Annotated in this window: 16 protein-coding genes; 15 read left to right on the top strand and 1 reads right to left on the bottom strand. The window is 69.8% G+C overall.

Translation table 11 applies throughout. The features are described from left to right. Window positions 1-13: 13 nt before the first annotated feature. The 15 genes from xerD (at window position 14) to A3CU_RS0123580 (ending at window position 15,927) form a co-directional block, all read left to right on the top strand. Window positions 14-934, top strand: coding sequence for a site-specific tyrosine recombinase XerD (gene xerD / locus A3CU_RS0123510; protein ID WP_084143642.1), 921 nt, complete (start codon window positions 14-16; stop codon window positions 932-934). 95 nt (window positions 935-1,029) lie between these two features. Continuing rightward, window positions 1,030-2,013, top strand: a complete 984-nt coding sequence (locus A3CU_RS0123515; protein WP_027944378.1) for a ParA family protein — start codon at window positions 1,030-1,032, stop codon at window positions 2,011-2,013. After that, window positions 2,010-2,384, top strand: a complete 375-nt coding sequence (locus tag A3CU_RS0123520) for a hypothetical protein (protein WP_027944379.1) — start codon at window positions 2,010-2,012, stop codon at window positions 2,382-2,384. The genes A3CU_RS0123515 and A3CU_RS0123520 overlap by 4 nt, the downstream gene beginning before the upstream one ends. Next, entirely contained in the window at window positions 2,381-3,217 is an 837-nt protein-coding gene (locus A3CU_RS0123525; RefSeq protein WP_027944380.1) for a segregation and condensation protein A, read from the top strand. The genes A3CU_RS0123520 and A3CU_RS0123525 overlap by 4 nt, the downstream gene beginning before the upstream one ends. Further along, complete coding sequence (gene scpB, locus A3CU_RS0123530) at window positions 3,214-3,861, top strand: SMC-Scp complex subunit ScpB (RefSeq protein WP_027944381.1); 648 nt, start codon at window positions 3,214-3,216, stop codon at window positions 3,859-3,861. Before A3CU_RS0123525 ends, scpB begins: the two co-directional genes overlap by 4 nt. A 112-nt stretch (window positions 3,862-3,973) precedes the next feature. Beyond that, window positions 3,974-4,684, top strand: coding sequence for a pseudouridine synthase (locus A3CU_RS0123535; protein WP_027944382.1), 711 nt, complete (start codon window positions 3,974-3,976; stop codon window positions 4,682-4,684). 248 nt (window positions 4,685-4,932) lie between these two features. Next, window positions 4,933-6,780, top strand: coding sequence for a DNA helicase RecQ (gene recQ, locus A3CU_RS0123540; protein WP_027944383.1), 1,848 nt, complete (start codon window positions 4,933-4,935; stop codon window positions 6,778-6,780). A gap of 127 nt (window positions 6,781-6,907) precedes the next feature. Next, on the top strand, window positions 6,908-7,633 hold the full coding sequence (gene cmk / locus A3CU_RS0123545) for a (d)CMP kinase (protein WP_027944384.1): 726 nt from the start codon (window positions 6,908-6,910) through the stop codon (window positions 7,631-7,633). 48 nt (window positions 7,634-7,681) lie between these two features. Further along, entirely contained in the window at window positions 7,682-8,362 is a 681-nt protein-coding gene (locus A3CU_RS0123550; RefSeq protein ID WP_027944385.1) for a lysophospholipid acyltransferase family protein, read from the top strand. Further along, window positions 8,359-9,777 carry a ribosome biogenesis GTPase Der gene (der, locus tag A3CU_RS0123555; protein WP_027944386.1) on the top strand — a complete coding sequence of 473 codons (1,419 nt, stop codon included), beginning with the start codon at window positions 8,359-8,361 and terminating at the stop codon, window positions 9,775-9,777. Before A3CU_RS0123550 ends, der begins: the two co-directional genes overlap by 4 nt. A gap of 80 nt (window positions 9,778-9,857) precedes the next feature. Next, on the top strand, window positions 9,858-11,414 hold the full coding sequence (locus A3CU_RS0123560; RefSeq protein ID WP_027944387.1) for a hypothetical protein: 1,557 nt from the start codon (window positions 9,858-9,860) through the stop codon (window positions 11,412-11,414). Between the two features lie 106 nt (window positions 11,415-11,520). Then, window positions 11,521-12,849 carry a 2-hydroxycarboxylate transporter family protein gene (locus A3CU_RS0123565; protein WP_027944388.1) on the top strand — a complete coding sequence of 443 codons (1,329 nt, stop codon included), beginning with the start codon at window positions 11,521-11,523 and terminating at the stop codon, window positions 12,847-12,849. A 112-nt stretch (window positions 12,850-12,961) separates the two neighbouring features. Next, window positions 12,962-14,137, top strand: a complete 1,176-nt coding sequence (locus A3CU_RS0123570; protein WP_027944389.1) for a CaiB/BaiF CoA transferase family protein — start codon at window positions 12,962-12,964, stop codon at window positions 14,135-14,137. After that, entirely contained in the window at window positions 14,137-14,928 is a 792-nt protein-coding gene (locus A3CU_RS0123575) for an HpcH/HpaI aldolase/citrate lyase family protein (protein ID WP_027944390.1), read from the top strand. The genes A3CU_RS0123570 and A3CU_RS0123575 overlap by 1 nt, the downstream gene beginning before the upstream one ends. 72 nt (window positions 14,929-15,000) lie before the next feature. Further along, the gene (locus A3CU_RS0123580) at window positions 15,001-15,927 is read left to right on the top strand and encodes a LysR substrate-binding domain-containing protein (protein ID WP_027944391.1); all 927 of its coding nucleotides are present in this window, start codon (window positions 15,001-15,003) and stop codon (window positions 15,925-15,927) included. Window positions 15,928-15,937: 10 nt separating this feature from the next. Here the strand turns inward: A3CU_RS0123580 and A3CU_RS0123585 are convergent, their stop codons facing one another. Further along, window positions 15,938-16,318: a PPOX class F420-dependent oxidoreductase gene (locus A3CU_RS0123585; RefSeq protein WP_027944392.1), complete on the bottom strand. Its 381-nt coding sequence runs from the start codon at window positions 16,316-16,318 to the stop codon at window positions 15,938-15,940. Between the last annotated feature and the right edge of the window lie 14 nt (window positions 16,319-16,332).

Below are 16,332 nucleotides of genomic sequence, written 5' to 3' on the forward strand. Positions count from 1 at the left end.
CGCGGGTGTGCCGATGACGCAGGTGGTCATGGCCTACCTCGACCACCTCTCGGTGGAGCGGGGCACGGCGCGTAACACGTTGGAGAGCTACGCCCGTGACCTCCGCCGCTATGCCGAGCACCTGGCGCGCGCGGAGGTCACCGACTTCCGCCGGGTCACCGAGGCCGAGGTGGCGGCGTTCGGCGCGGCCCTGCGCGAGGGCGACGACGAGCATCCCCCGCTGGCCGTGTCGTCGGCGGCGCGGGCACTCGTGGCCGTGCGCGGGCTGCACCGGTTCGCGCACCTGGAAGGCATCACCGACGAGGACCCGGCCCGCGAGGTGCGCCCGCCCACCACGGGCCGGCGGCTGCCCAAGGCGCTGCCCGTGGACGACGTGCTGCGCTTGCTGAACATGCCGGCGGCAGCCGGTAAGGGGGGCGAACGCGCCCTGCGAGACCGGGCCCTGCTGGAGTTGCTGTACTCGACCGGCGCGCGGATCTCCGAGGCCGTCGGGCTCGACCTCGACGACGTGGACTCGGGCGAGCGCACCGTGCTGCTGGACGGCAAGGGCGGCAAGCAGCGGCTGGTCCCGATCGGCAAACCCGCGCTGGCGGCGCTGGATGCGTACCTGGTACGCGCCCGCCCGGCGCTGGTCGGCCGCGGCCGCGGCAGCGCGGCGCTGTTCCTGAACGCGCGCGGCAGCAGGCTGTCCCGGCAGAGCGCGTGGCAGGTGCTCAAGACGAACGCCGAGCGGGCGGGAATCTCGGCGAGCGTGTCACCGCACACGCTCCGTCACTCCTTTGCCACCCATCTTCTGGAGGGGGGCGCCGATGTGCGGGTCGTCCAGGAGCTGCTGGGACATGCTTCGGTGACCACGACCCAGGTGTACACGCTGGTGACCGTGAACACGCTGCGTGAGATATATGCGCATGCGCATCCTCGTGCGCTGGGTTGAGCGGGCAGGCGTCGGCGAGCCGCTTTGGCGACAAACGGCTCTCGGCATAGGCTTCGGCGCGTATATCGAATAACGGCTGAGGAGCGTTCGCGCCTATGTCGACACCGGAGCCCACGGCCAGATCGGTCGCGGCCAGGTCGGCCGCCGCGAACCTCCACCAGCTGACCATCGCGACAGAGGGAGAGCCCGACGCCGTGGAGACCGCCGTGGAGGCCGCCGAGGCAGGCGGCGGGAAGGTGAACGGCAAGCGCCTGGTCGGCCCGACCGGGCGGCCGCTGCGGGAGATTCCCGAGCCGCCGCCGGTCGACCGGCGCGGTCCGGCGACGGTGCTGGCGATCTGCAACCAGAAGGGCGGGGTGGGCAAGACCACCTCGACCATCAACCTTGGCGCCGCGCTGGCCGAGTACGGCCGCCGTGTGCTGCTGGTCGACTTCGATCCGCAGGGCGCGCTCTCGGTGGGGCTGGGCATCCAGCCGCACGAGCTGGAGCAGACCATCTACAACGCGATCATGGAACGCGCCGTTACCGCCTCCGACGTCCTGCTGAAGACCAAAATGGACGGCGTGGACCTGCTGCCGAGCAACATCGACCTGTCCGCGGCCGAGGTGCAGCTGGTGGCCGAGGTGGGTCGCGAGCACACGTTGATGCGGGTGCTGCACCCGGTGATGAGCGGGTACGACTATGTTCTGGTCGATTGCCAGCCATCGCTCGGGTTGCTCACGGTGAACGCGCTCACCGCCGCGGACGGCGTGCTCATCCCGCTGGAGTGTGAATTCTTCAGCTTGCGTGGCGTGGCCCTGTTGATCGACACGATCGAGAAGGTACGCGAGCGCTTGAACCCCAAACTGGACATCACCGGCATACTGGCCACCATGTTCGATCCCAGGACGCTGCACTCACGGGAGGTCATGGCGCGGGTGGTGGAGGCATTCGGCGACACCGTGTTCGACACGGTGATCAACCGGACCGTGCGCTTCCCGGAGACCACCGTCGCCGGCGAGCCGATCACCCGCTGGGCACCGAAGTCGGCCGGCGCCCTCGCCTACCGCGCGCTGGCCCGCGAGGTGATCGCCCGGTGAGCAGGCGAGCATCGCTGCCCCCGACCGCCGAACTGTTCCGCCTCACCAGCACCCCGGAGCCGGCTGCCCACACCGGGCAGAAGGAGCAACTACAGCGCAGCTCGTCGGTCCGTGGCAGCACAGGGCGCCAGAAGCACGATACGAAGATCACCGTGTACCTCTCCGGTGACGAGCTCGTCGCAATGGAGCAGGCGCGGCTGGCGTTGCGCGCCACCTACGGCATGGTCGTCGATCGCGGCCGGCTGGTGCGCGAGGCGGTGGCCGTGCTGCTGGCCGACTTCGAGCAGCACGGGCCGGACTCGGTGCTGATGCAGCGGCTGCGCGCGGACGGTCTTGCGCTCGAGGCCACCGAGGAAGCCTCCGGACAGTGACCGAGCCCGCGACCGAAGAGGGCTCGTCCACGAAGTTCAAGGTCCGGCTGGCCAACTTCGAGGGACCGTTCGACCTGCTGCTGCAGCTGATCTCGCAGCACCAGCTCGACGTCACCGAGGTCGCGCTGCACCAGGTCACCGACGACTTCATCGCCCACACGCGGGCGCTGGGCGCAGACTGGGACCTCGACGAGACCACCGAGTTCCTGGTCATCGCCGCGACCCTGCTCGACCTGAAGGCGGCCCGGCTGCTGCCCGCGGCCGAGGTGGAGGACGAGGACGACCTCGCTCTGCTGGAAGCCAGGGACCTGCTGTTCGCGCGGGTGCTGCAGTACCGCGCCTACAAGCAGGTCGCCGAGCTGTTCGCGGAGCTGGAGGCAGGCGCGCTGCGGCGGTACCCGCGGTCGGTGGCGTTGGAGGAGCGGTACATCGGCCTGCTGCCCGAGGTGATGCTCGGGGTCGACACGGCGAAGTTCGCCGAGATCGCGCTGGCGGTGTTCCGGCCGAAGCCGCCGCCGACCGTGTCGCTGGATCACCTGCACATGGGCCGCGTCTCGGTCCGAGAGCACGCGGCCCTGCTGCGCGTGCGGCTCGCCGAGACCGGCACCGCGACGTTCGCCGAGCTCGTCAGCGACTGCGGTCACACCATCGAGGTGGTGGCGAGGTTCCTGGCGCTGCTGGAGCTCTACCGCGAGGCGAGCGTGCAGTTCGACCAGGACGAGGCACTGGGCGTGCTGACCGTGCGGTGGACGGGCGGGTCCGTCGACCAGGCCAGGGAGGCCGCTGCGGCGGCAGGGGATCCCGCCGCCGACGAGGAAGAGGAGTACGGGTGAGTCCCGAAGAACCGGTCGATCTGGACCCGGCGCCGGAACCCGAAACAGACCCTGAGGACGCCGAGGCCGGCGAGCTGGTCGCGGTGGGGGGTTCGCCGGATCTGACCGGCGATTCCGCGCTGGAAGCCGCGTTGGAGGCGCTGCTGCTGGTGGTGGACTCGCCGGTGAACGAGGAGTCCCTGGCCGGGGCCGTGGACGTGCCCGTGGCCCGGGTGACCGAGACGTTGCGCGCCATGTCCGCCCGGCTGGCCGAGCGTGCCAGCGGGATCGACCTGCGGCGGGTCGGCGAGGGCTGGCGGTTCTACACGCGGGACGTCTACGCCCCGTTCGTGGAGAAGCTGCTCCTGGACGGTCAGCGGTCCAAGCTCACCAGGGCGGCGCTGGAGACCCTCGCGGTGATCGCCTACCGCCAGCCGGTCACTCGGTCCCGGGTCGCGGCCGTGCGGGGCGTGAACGTGGACGGCGTGATCCGGACCCTGCTGGCGCGCGGGCTCATCGAGGAGGCCGGGACCGACAGCGAGACCGGTGGCACCCTGTATATGACGACTGAGTTGTTCCTGGAGCGGCTCGGGCTGTCGTCGCTGAACGACCTCCCCCCGATCGCCCCCCTGCTACCGGAAGTGGACGCCATCGATGACATCTGAATCTGAGAACCGGACCCGGAACCGCCAGGTCCGTGGTCGAGGTGAGTCGTCGAACCCGCCGTCCGGGTGGGCGGGTTCTGAAACAAGCACTGACACCGCCGAAGGCGTCCGCCTGCAGAAGGTGCTTTCGAAGGCGGGCGTGGCTTCCCGGCGCGCGGCCGAGGAGCTGATCGCGCAGGGCCGGGTGAGCGTGGACGGGCGGACCGTGCGCGAGTTCGGCGTCCGCGTCGACCCGGACCGCGCGGTGATCCACGTGGACGGCACGCGCGTGATCCTGCGCGAGGACCTGGTGTACCTGGCGCTGAACAAGCCGCGCGGCGTGCACAGCACGATGACCGACGACCAGGGGCGGCCATGCGTCGGCGACTACGTGCGGGACCGGGCCCAGCGCCTGTTCCACGTCGGCCGGCTGGACGCCGAAACCGAGGGCCTGCTGCTGCTGACCAATGACGGCGACCTGGCGCACCGGCTCATGCACCCGTCCTACCACGTTACGAAGACGTACCTGGCCGAAGTGGACGGCACGGTGCCGCGCGGGCTGGGCCGGCAGTTGCGGACCGGGATCGAACTCGACGACGGCCCGGTGAAGGTCGACGAGTTCCGGGTCAAGGACGTCTACAGCGGGCAGACCCTCGTCGAGGTGGTGCTGCACGAGGGGCGCAAGCACATCGTCCGGCGGCTGCTTGCCGAGGCCGGGTTCCCGGTGCGGAAGCTGGTGCGCACCGCGATCGGCGACGTGCAGCTCGGCAAGGGCAAGCCCGGTTCGCTGCGCAGGCTGACCCGGCAGGAGGTAGGAGGCCTCTACCGCCTGGTGAAACTCTAGAGACTGTTATGACACTCAGTTTGCGTGGCGGTGCGGGTAGCGGAACCTGAGGTGGTTTCTCGCTCCGGGATCGCCTCCTCATGAATGTCCAATTCACCACGTCGGCGCTGTCCTCGCGAGAAACCACCTCAGAACCCGCGGCGGTGCAGGCTGACGGCCCACCGCAAGCGGCTCCGCCGCTTTGAAACACCACCTGGCCACGGCGGGGCTTGTGTGGAACTGTCGGTGATTTCCCCTACTATCGCCCGGTGAGTTCCCTCGAGACGACCTCCGAGGCGGTGGCGGTGCTGCGCCGCGTGTTCGGCTACGACGCCTTCCGTGGCGAACAGGAGGCGATCGTCGAGCACATCATCGGCGGCGGGGACGCGCTCGTGCTGATGCCCACCGGCGGCGGAAAGTCGTTGTGCTACCAGGTTCCCGCGCTGGTGCGACCCGGCACCGGCGTGGTGGTCTCGCCGCTCATCGCGCTGATGCAGGACCAGGTGGACGCGCTGCTGGCGCAGGGCGTGCGGGCCGGGTTCCTGAACTCGACCCAGGATTTCGGCCAGCGGCGGGCGGTCGAGACCGCGTTCCTGGCCGGGGAGCTGGACCTGCTCTACCTCGCGCCGGAGCGGTTGCGGGTGGAGTCCACAGTGAACCTGCTCGACCGCGGCAAGGTCTCACTGTTCGCGATCGACGAGGCACACTGCGTTTCCCAGTGGGGCCACGACTTCCGGCCGGACTACCTGGGGCTGTCCGACCTGCACGAGCGCTGGCCCACCGTGCCGCGGATCGCGCTCACCGCGACCGCGACCAGCCGGACCCGCACGGAGATCGCGCAGCGGCTCAACCTCGGCGAGGCCCGGCATTTCGTGGCGAGCTTCGACCGGCCCAACATCCAGTACCGGATCGTGCCCAAGAACAGTCCCACCCGCCAGCTGCTCGACCTGCTGCGCACCGAACACGCCGGCGACTCCGGGATCGTCTACTGCCTGACCCGGTCTTCGGTGGACAAGACCGCGGAATTCCTGGTGCAGAACGGGATCGCGGCGGTGCCCTACCACGCCGGGCTCGACGCGGCGACCCGTGCGGCGAACCAGGCGCGGTTCCTGCGTGAAGAGGGGCTGGTGGTGGTCGCGACGATCGCCTTCGGCATGGGCATCGACAAGCCGGATGTGCGGTTCGTGGCGCACCTCGACCTGCCCAAGTCCGTCGAGGGCTACTACCAGGAGACCGGCCGCGCGGGCCGGGACGGCCTGCCGTCCACCGCGTGGCTGGCCTACGGGCTGCAAGACGTTGTGCAGCAACGGAAACTGATCGACGGTTCCGACGGCGACGCGGCCCACCGACGGCAGGCCGGCCGCCAGTTGGACGCGATGCTGGCCCTGTGCGAGACGGTGGAATGCCGCCGGGTGCAGCTGCTGAACTACTTCGGTGAACAGGCCGCACCGTGTGGCAACTGTGACACCTGCCTGGCGCCGCCGGAGTCCTGGGACGGCACGATCGCCGCGCAGAAACTTCTGTCCACTGTGTATCGCCTGCAGCACGAGCGGCGGCAGAAGTTCGGTGCCGGCCAGGTCATCGACATCCTGCTCGGCCGGACGACGGCCAAGGTCACGCAGTTCGGCCACGATTCGCTGACGGTGTTCGGGATCGGCACCGAACTGTCCGAGAGCGAGTGGCGCGGCGTGGTGCGGCAGTTACTGGCCCAGGGCTTGCTGACGGTCGAGGGCGACTACGGCACCCTCGTGCTCACCGACGCGAGCGCGGAGGTGCTGGGCCGCCGCCGCGAAGTCCGCCTGCGGCGGGAGCCGAAACGCGAGCCGCGTGCGGCCAAGGCCACCAAGGCCGGTGCCAACGGCACCGCGAAGGCCGCTGTGGACATGCCCGCCGAGGCCGCTCCGGTCTTCGAGCAGCTCCGTGCGTGGCGCGCGGCGACCGCCAAGGAACAGGGCGTCCCCGCGTATGTGATCTTCCACGACGCCACGTTGCGCCAGATCGCCACCGAGCGTCCGTCGACGCTCGCGGAGCTCAGCGGGATCAGCGGCGTCGGCGAGAACAAGCTCGCCAAGTACGGAGAGCCGATCCTCGCCGTCCTGGCCGACCTGCCGAGCTGAACCTGTTCAAGGAGTTCGAAGACTGGGTCGGGGCGACGTGCGCGCGGTCCCGGTGCGATCCCGTCGTCGCGGGCCAGGCAGAATTGAACACTGCAGGTACCCGGGGTCGCAGGCAAGGAGAATATCGGTGGCGGGAGCCCTACGTGGCGTAGTCGCGCTGGACGGTCCGTCGGGAACCGGGAAGACCACGGTGGCCCGCAAGCTTGCCGACCGGCTCAGCGCCGGATATCTCGACACCGGTGCGATGTACCGCGTGGTCACACTGGCGGTGTTGCGCGCGGGTGTGGACCCGGCGGACTCGGTCCGCGTGGCCGCCGTCGCAGCCGACATGGAGTTCACCATCGGCACCCGGCCCGACCGTCCGTCGGTGACGCTCGCCGGTGAAGACGTCACCGCGGCCATCCGCGGACGCGACATCAATCAAGATGTCTCCGCGGTGTCGGCGGTGCCCGCGGTGCGCGAACTGCTGGTGACGCGGCAACGGAAGGTCATCGACGAGTTGCTGGCGGAAATCGGCGGCATCGTGGTCGAGGGGCGCGACATCGGCACCGTCGTCGCGCCGGACGCGCCGTTGAAGATCTACCTGACCGCGTCCCCGGAGATCCGCGCCGCGCGGCGCAGGGCGCAGGATTCCGCCGCCGGGCGTGACACCACGCACGCCGACGTGCTCGCCTCGGTGGACCGCCGCGACCGGCTGGACTCCTCCCGCGTCACCTCGCCGCTGCGGCCGGCCGAGGATGCCGTGCACGTGGACACCTCGGAACTGAACATCGACCAGGTCATCGTCGCGCTGGCGGAACTGGCCAGCCAGCGCGGGATGCTCAACGACCACACCGCCGAGGTCACGAGGTGAGCAGTGCGGTGCCGAGTTGCGGCGAGCAGGGTGACTCGCGGAGGAACATTGAGTAGTCCGGGCTTGCCCGAAGGCGCGTCCGGCCGGCTGCACGACGTCGGGCGGCTCGTCGGGCGCTACTTGTTCCGCCCCGCCTTCCGCGTTCGCATCCACGGCCTGGGCCGGGTGCCGCGGACCGGGCCGGTCCTGCTGATCGCCAACCACAGCTCGTTGCTGGAGCCGCCGGTCATCTTCGGAATGTTGCCGCGCCGCTCGGTGTTCCTGGTAAAGGAGGAGCTTTTCACCGGCGTCGTCGGGCGGTTCCTCCGGCGGATCGGCCAGGTGCCGGTTCGCCGGGGGGAGCCCGACCGGGCGCCGTTGCTGACCACCGCGAAGGTGCTGCGTGAGGGCGGGCTGGTCGGGGTGTTCCCGGAAGGCAGTCGCGGTGCGGGGGATGTGACCAACGCCGAGCGTGGCGCGGCCTGGCTGGTGCGGAGCTGTGGTGCCAACGGAGTCGTGGTGCTGCCGGTGGCCACGCGGGGCACCCGGCGCCCGGCCGGCGGGCGGCGCCGGTTCCGGCCCCGGGTGGACGTGCTGGTCGGCGAGCCGTTCACGGTAGAGGTCGGCAAGGGAAAGGCCGGGCTGGAGCAGGCCACCGAGCGCCTGCGCGGTGAGCTCGCGGCGCTCGTATGCGCCCTCGACGAGATGCGCGCGGCTCAGCCGCGGACGAAACAGAAAGCGAAGCTATGACCGAGGTTGACGGGACGTGGTCCGACGAGGCGGAGTTCGCCGCGCTGGACGCCGGTGGCGACGGCGTGGGGGCGGACGAGGCTGACGAGCAACTCGGCCAGCCGGTGCTGGCCGTGGTCGGGCGTCCCAACGTGGGCAAGTCGACGCTGGTCAACCGGATCCTGGGCCGCCGGGAGGCGGTGGTGCAGGACGTGCCCGGCGTGACCCGGGACCGGGTGGCCTACGACGCGATGTGGAACGGGCGCCGGTTCACCCTGGTCGACACCGGCGGCTGGGAGCCGGGCGCCACCGGCCTACAGGGCGCGGTCGCCACGCAGGCCGAACTGGCGATGTCCACTTCGGACGCGGTGTTGCTCGTGGTGGACGCGTCGGTGGGCGCGACCGCGACGGACGAGGCGGTCTCCAGGGTGCTGCGCCGGTCGAAGCGGCCGGTGTTGCTCGCGGCGAACAAGGTGGACGACGAGCGGTTGCTCGGCGATGTCGCGTCGTTGTGGTCGCTGGGGCTGGGCGAACCGTTCCCGGTGAGCGCGTTGCACGGGCGGAACTCGGGGGACCTGCTCGACGCGATCGTCAAGGCGTTGCCGGAGGCGCCACGGGACGGTGCCCGCGTGGCCGGGCCGCGACGGGTGGCGCTGGTCGGCAAGCCGAACGTGGGCAAGTCGAGCCTGCTCAACAAGCTCACCGGCGAGGAGCGCTCGGTGGTCGACGCGGTGGCGGGCACCACGGTCGACCCGGTCGACTCGCTGGTCGAACTGGACGGGCAGACGTGGCGGTTCGTCGACACCGCCGGGCTGCGCAAGCGGGTGCGCACCGCCAGCGGCACGGAGTACTACGCGTCGCTGCGCACCAAGGCCGCGATCGACGCCGCCGAGGTGGCGATCGTGCTGCTGGACGCCAGCGAACCACTGTCCGAACAGGACCTGCGGGTGCTCACGATGGTGGTGGAGTCCGGGCGGGCCTGCGTGCTGGCGCTCAACAAGTGGGACTTGGTCGACGAGGAACGCCGGTATCAGCTGGAAAAGGAGCTCGACCGCGGGCTGGTGCGGGTGCCCTGGGCGGAGCGGGTGAACATCTCGGCGCTCACCGGTCGTGCGGTGCGCAAGCTCGCCCCCACGCTGCGTACCGCGCTGACGTCGTGGGACCAGCGGGTGCCGACCGGGCAGCTCAACGGCTGGCTCTCCGAGCTGGTCGCGGCGACCCCGCCGCCGGTGCGTGGCGGGAAGCAGCCGAAGGTGCTGTTCGCGACCCAGGCCTCGATCCGGCCGCCGACGCTGGTGCTGTTCACCACCGGGTTCCTGGAGGCGGGCTACCGGCGCTTCATCGAGCGGAAGTTCCGCGAGCGCTTCGGCTTCGCCGGCAGCCCGGTACGGATAAACGTCCGCGTCCGGGAGAAGAAGCCCAAGAAGAGCCGTTGACGCCGTTGACCGCTGGCGGACCATGATCCACTCTGGCGGCGGTAGTCACCGCGGCGACCGTTCCGGCAGGCTCGAGGGCAATGGGAGCTGGGCGGCGCAAACACCTCAACCAGGCGCTCATGCGGATTCCGCGGCGCGCGGAGAGCGCTGACCGGGCGACGCTGACTTCCACCTTCGTGGCGGCCGGGTCCTTCTCCGCGATGCTGCACTCGACCGACCACCAGATCATCTACGGCCGGCGGGGCGCGGGTAAGACGCATGCCCTACTGCATCTGTCCGACCTGGTGGAGCGGACCGGTGATGTCGCGGTGTATCTGGACCTGCGGACCATCGGCACGGCAGGGGGAATGTACGCGGACAGCAGCCTCAGTCCCACAGTGCGTGGCACCCATCTGCTGGTGGACACCCTCGAAGCGATCCACGAGGCGCTGCTGACCGCGGTCATCGAGGGGGAGCTGGGGGAGAGCGACGGGCTTGTCCAGGCGCTCGACGACCTCGCCGAATCGGCCACGGCGGTGCGGGTGGTCGGTGAGGTCGAACGCGAGACGAAAATCGGCGGCACGGTCGAATCCTCTTACGGGGTCGAGCTTTCCCTTTCGCCGGGCGCGAAGGCGAGCGTTGGCGGACGGCGAGCGGCGAACATGGAAAGCCGGTTGCGGCGCGCCGGCACGGAAGAGCACCACGTGGTGTTCGGCCCACTCGGACGTGCGCTGCGAGCCATCGCCGATGCGCTGGCTCCCTCGCGGCTGTGGCTGCTGCTCGACGAGTGGAGCAGTGTGCCGCTCGACCTCCAGCCGCTGCTGGCGGACTTGTTGCGGCGCAGCGTGTTGCCGACGGCCGGGATCACGGTCAAGATCGCCGCGATCGAACGCCGGTCGCGGTTTCGCGCGCCCTCGCCCTCCGGGGATCAGTTCGGCATCGAGGTGGGCGCGGACGCGGCATCGGCACTGAGCCTCGACGATTTCCTGATCTTCGACAACTCGCGGCCCCGCGCGCAGGAGTTCTTCGGGCAACTGCTGTTCAACCATGCGGTCGTGCGGCTTGCCGCGATGATCCCCGAACCGCCGCCCGACGTGGCCGCGTTCCTCGAAGAATGCTTCCGGGGCAACGCTTTCGCGGAGTTGGTGCGCGCGGCCGAGGGCGTGCCGCGGGACGGGATCAACATCGCGGCGCTGGCCGCGCAGCACGCACACGACGAGCCGATCGGGTTGCGTGAGGTCAGGATGGCGGCGCGCGACTGGTACCTGCGGGACAAACAGGCGGCGCTGGCGGCCGACGGACCGGCGCGGAGGATGCTGAAATCGTTGATCGACGAGGTGGTCGGCCGGCGGCGCTCGCGGACCTTCCTGCTCGACCAGCTGAGCTGGGCGCGCCACGAGACGATCGGGGAGCTCCACGACGCTCGGCTGCTCCATGTCCTCCGTCGCGGGCTGGTGGACCACGAGCAGCCGGGCACGCTGTACGACGGGTTCGCCATCGACTACGGCTGTTATGTGTCGTTGTTGCTCGGCGGCAACCGGTCATCGTCTCGGCCGCGTGACCGGGCCGGGTGGCTCAACTCGCCCAAGGGCGTGCCCGCGGACGGCTTCAACCTCGCTAAAACCGCGCTCGACCTGAGCGCTCTGGCCGAGCCATAAGCCTGACTTATACCCACCTCGGGAATCGGCCTCTACTCCGGTCCGGAAGCGGACGGTTTGATCCCTGCTGTCCCTACAAGCTGCTGTCCCTACAAGGAGGTACGAGATGGCATCACGCCCGGACGCGCCGTTGGCGGAAGACGTAGCCCCCGCGGAGCGATCCCGCTCCATCTGGTCCATCCGGATCGGTGTCATCCCGCTGCCGTTCTACGCGCTGCTGGTCGTCGTGCTCGCGGTCCTCGCCTGGCAGGACGACCTCAAGGCCGACATCCCGACGATGGCCGCGCTGCTCGGTGTCTGCAGCTACACCTGCTACGAGGTCGGCCGGCGCATTCCGGTCTTCCGCTCGATCGGCGGCCCGGTCGTCCTGGTGACCATCCTGCCCGCGTACCTGGTCGCCGCGCACTGGATCCCCGCCGACCTGACCAAGCAGATCACGACGTTCTACAAGTCCACGAACTTCTTGTACCTGTTCATCGCCGGGATCATCGTCGGCTCCATCCTGAGCATGAACCGGACGGTGTTGATCAGGGGTTTCCTCAAGATCTTCGTGCCGCTGATCGCGGGCTCGATAGCCTCGCTGGTCGTCGGCTCGCTGGTCGGCTGGGCGATCACCGGGGACCTGCACCGGACCGTGTTCTACATCGTCGTGCCGGTGATGGGCGGCGGTCTCGGCGAGGGCGCCGTCCCGCTGACCCTCGGCTACTCGCAGTCCGGCGCGGGTCAGGCGGAAACGCTGCTCGCCCAGGTGCTTCCGGTGGTGCTGCTGGCCAACGTCTGCGCGATCGTGTTCTCCAGCGTGCTGTCCATGATCGGGCAGCGCTTCCCGCACACCACCGGGAACGGCAAGATCCAGCCGGGCGGGGACGACGATCTCGACCTCACCGAACGCGGGAACGTCAAGTTCGACATCCGCCAGCTGGCGGCCGCCGGGTTCATGGCCGTCGCGCTGTACCTGCTGGGCGAGGCCACGCACGCGTTGTTCGGCTGGCCGGCGCCCATCGTGATGCTGGTGGCCGCGATCGCGCTGAAGCTGACCCGCTGGCTGCCGCGCAACCTGGAACACCACTCGGGCCTGGTCTACGGCTTCATGTCGACCGCCGTGGCCTACCCGCTGATGTTCGCCATCGGCGTGTCGTCCACGCCGTGGGACGCACTGCTCAAGGCGTTCAACATCCCCACCGTGATCACCATCATCGCCACCGTGGTGACCATGATGGCCACCGCGTTCCTGGTCGGCCGCTGGATCGGCATGTACCCCGTCGACACCGCGATCGTCATCGGCACTCACACCGGGCTGGGCGGCACCGGCGACGTCGCGATCCTCAGCGCCACCCGGCGCATGGCCCTGATGCCGTTTGCCCAGATCGCCACCCGCATCGGTGGCGCGATCACGGTGACCATCGCCCTCATCGTCTACGCCAACCTGCATTAGAGATCGGTTCGGCGTGGTTTGCGTGGCGGTGCGGGTAGCGCAACCCGCGAGCTGCGTGTCTCACCGCAAGCGGCTCCGCCGCTTTGAACACCACCTTGGAGGTGGAAAGAAAGTGCAACCGCTCCGGGGCGTGACCGTGGTGGCCCTCGAACAGGCCATCGCCGCGCCGTATGCCAGCCGCCAGCTCGCGGACCTCGGTGCCCGGGTGATCAAGGTCGAGCGCCCCGGCTCCGGCGATTTCGCGCGCCAGTACGACACCCGAGTCAACGGGTTGAGTTCGCATTTCGTGTGGGTCAACCGCAGCAAGGAATCGCTGACGCTCGACATCAAAGATCCGCGCGGTATGGCCGTGCTGCGCCAACTGCTGCGCACCGCGGACGTGTTCATCCAGAACCTCGCGCCGGGCGCGGCGGCTCGCATGGGGCTCGGTGCCGAGGAACTGCAGGCCGACAACCCCAGGCTGGTCGTGTGCGACATCTCCGGCTACGGCCGCGGCGGCCCGTACGAGTCGATGAAGGCCTACGACCTGATGGTGCAGAGCGAGGCCGGTCTGCTGTCGGTCACCGGCTCCGGCGACGACATGGCGAAGGTCGGCATCTCCGTCTCCGATATCGCCGCCGGGATGTATGCCTACAGCTCGATCCTCGCGGCATTGCTGGAACGCGCGAACACCGGTAAGGGCGCGTACATCGATGTCTCGATGCTGGAGTCCACCGTCGAATGGATGGGTTTCCCGCTCTACTACGCCTATGACGGCGCCGAGGCGCCGCCGCGGGCGGGTGCGGCCCACGCGACGATCTTCCCGTACGGCCCGTTCACCGCGGGCGACGGCAAGGTCATCATGATGAGCATCCAGAACGAGCGGGAATGGCGGGCGTTCTGCGATCGTTTCCTCGGCCGGCCGGAACTCGCCGAGCACCCCGACTACGCGGGGAACGCCAACCGCAACGCCAACCGCGAGGAGCTGGGACGGATCATCGCGGCCCGCTTCGCGGCCCTGACCGGCGACGAAGCGACCGCACTGCTGACCGCCGTGCCGGTGGCCTGCGCCCGCGTCAACACCCTCGCCGACGTGTGGGCACACCCGCAGTTGGCGGCGCGTGGCCGGTGGCACGAGGTGCACACGCCACGCGGCCCGGTGCCCACGCTGGCGCCGCCCGGGCCGGTCAACCCCGAGCCGCGGATGGACCCGATCCCGGACACGGGCGAGCACACCCGGAAGATCCTGGCCGAACTGGGGCACGACGAATCCGCTGTGGACGAACTGATCCGGGACGGGGTGGTGTGATGAAGTCCGGCCTCACCTGGCTGTTCGTGCCCGGGTCCCGGCCCGAGCGATTCGCCAAGGCCGTCGCGGCGGGCGCGGACGTGGTCGTCGTCGACCTGGAGGACGCCGTTCCGCCGGAGGGCAAGGCCGCCGCCCGGGAGAACCTGCGCGCGGCGTGGCCGATCGGTCCGGACGTGGTGGTGCGCATCAACGCGCACAACAGCCCGGAATTCGACGCCGACCTGGTGCTTTGCCGGGATCTCGGCCCGGCCGCGGTGATGCTGCCGAAGACCGAGAGTGCCCAGGACGTGCAGGCCGTCGCCGACGGCACCGGCTGTCCGGTGCTCGGCCTCGTCGAAACGGCGCGGGGCTTCGTCAACCTCGGCGAGATCTGCACCGCGCCCGGGCTGGCCAGGCTGGTGTTCGGCAGCATCGACCTGGCGCTGGACCTCGGCACCACGGCCGACGCGGCATTGGACGCCTCGCGCAGCGACCTCGTCCGCTGGTCCGCGGCGTGCGGGCTGCCCGCGCCGCTCGACGGCGTCACGCCGTCGATCGACGATGTGGCGGCCATCGACCGGGATGCGCGCCGGGCGAAGGCGTGGGGCTTCGGTGGGAAACTGTGCATCCACCCAGCGCAACTAGCGGTCGTTCGCGACGCGATGCGGCCGAGCGCCGAGGAGGTCGCGTGGGCAAGGCGTGTGATCGAAGCGGACGAGCAAGCGCAGGGCGCTGCGGTATCGCTGGACGGAGCGATGATCGACCGGCCCGTGGTCGAGCGCGCCCGGCGGTTGCTGCAGGCGGCGGAGTAGGACCGCGCCGAGCGCAGAATGGTATGAATCCCGGTTGAGGGTGGTAAACGAGGTACTTGGAGCGGGATCGACTTGGACATCGCCCACCTGCGCGATTTCATCGCGGTCGTCGACTCGGGCAGCCTCACCCGCGCCGCCGCCGGGCTCTACGTCTCGCAGCCGGCCCTGAGCCAGCGGATCGCCCAGCTGGAAGCCGAACTCGGCGTCCGGCTGCTCGAGCGCGGGCCGCGTGGCGTGACGCCCACCGCGGCGGGCCGCGCGCTCTACCGGGACGCTCAGCAGCTCGTGCGGCAGTTCGACCGGATCGCCGGCGATGTGCTCAACGGCGACCACATCCACGGCCCCGTCGCGGTCGGGCTGCCCACGACGGTGTCGGTGCGCCTGGCTCCGGCGCTGTACTCCTGGACGAAGGCCAACCACCCCGGCATCCACCTGCAGCTCTTCGAGTCGATGAGCGGCTACATCCAGGAACTGCTCACCCTCGGCCGCCTCGACCTGGCCGTGCTGTACCGCGACGACGATGCCGTCCGCCCGGCCGAAACGCTGCTGTACTCGGAGGACCTGTTCCTCATCGGGCAACCGAAGCCGCCTGCCGCCGAAGCGGACGAGATCGGATTGGTGGACCTGCAGAACACGCCGCTGGTGGTGCCGGGCGGGCGCAGCAACCTGCGGGCGCTGATCGACCGGGCCTTCGCCGCCCAGGGCCTGGTGCCCTCGATCGTCGCGGACGTGGACTCGCTGGGCGCGATGATCCGCATCGCGGCCGGCGGCGAGGCGTGCACGATCCTCCCGTTGTCGAGCGTCGCGGACCAGGCGAACCACCGTGATCTCGGGGTGCGGCGAATCCGCAACCCGGTCATCTCGCGGAGCGTCGCGGTCTGCACCGCCGTCGAGTACTACCCGGCCCGGGATGCGGTGGCGGCGGTGCGGGAGGGTATCTCGGTCGTGACGCGGCAGATGGCCGCGGCCGGCGAATGGCCGGGAATCCGGCCGGCCTAGCGCTAGCGATTCACACCGTACGGCTCACCCGTGGTCCGTCCAGGCCCCATGAAACGATCTTGACAGGAGTGATCCTGATGATCTCCCGGGAAAAGTAGGGCAGGGGTGGCTCGTGGTCGGTCAATGCCACCGCGGTGCCCCGAATCTCGATGCCTCGGGGCACCCACGGATCGACCGTCGCTACATCGTCCACTACGAACGCGACCGTACTGCCTCGCTGGACGTTCCGGAATTTTTTCGATGAGCCCAGCGCGTGCCCGCCGATGGTGATCGTGCCGTCGTCGACGAAGAAGTTGGTTGGATTGTTCTGCACCTGCCCGTCCGGCGAGATGGTGGCCAGCCGCCCGATGGGCTGGGCGGCCAGGTAGTCCAGTTCTGCTTCAGTGAACACCGGACGATTCTGAT

This window comes from Amycolatopsis taiwanensis DSM 45107, assembly GCF_000519205.1.
Taxonomy (GTDB): Bacteria; Actinomycetota; Actinomycetes; order Mycobacteriales; family Pseudonocardiaceae; genus Amycolatopsis_E; species Amycolatopsis_E taiwanensis.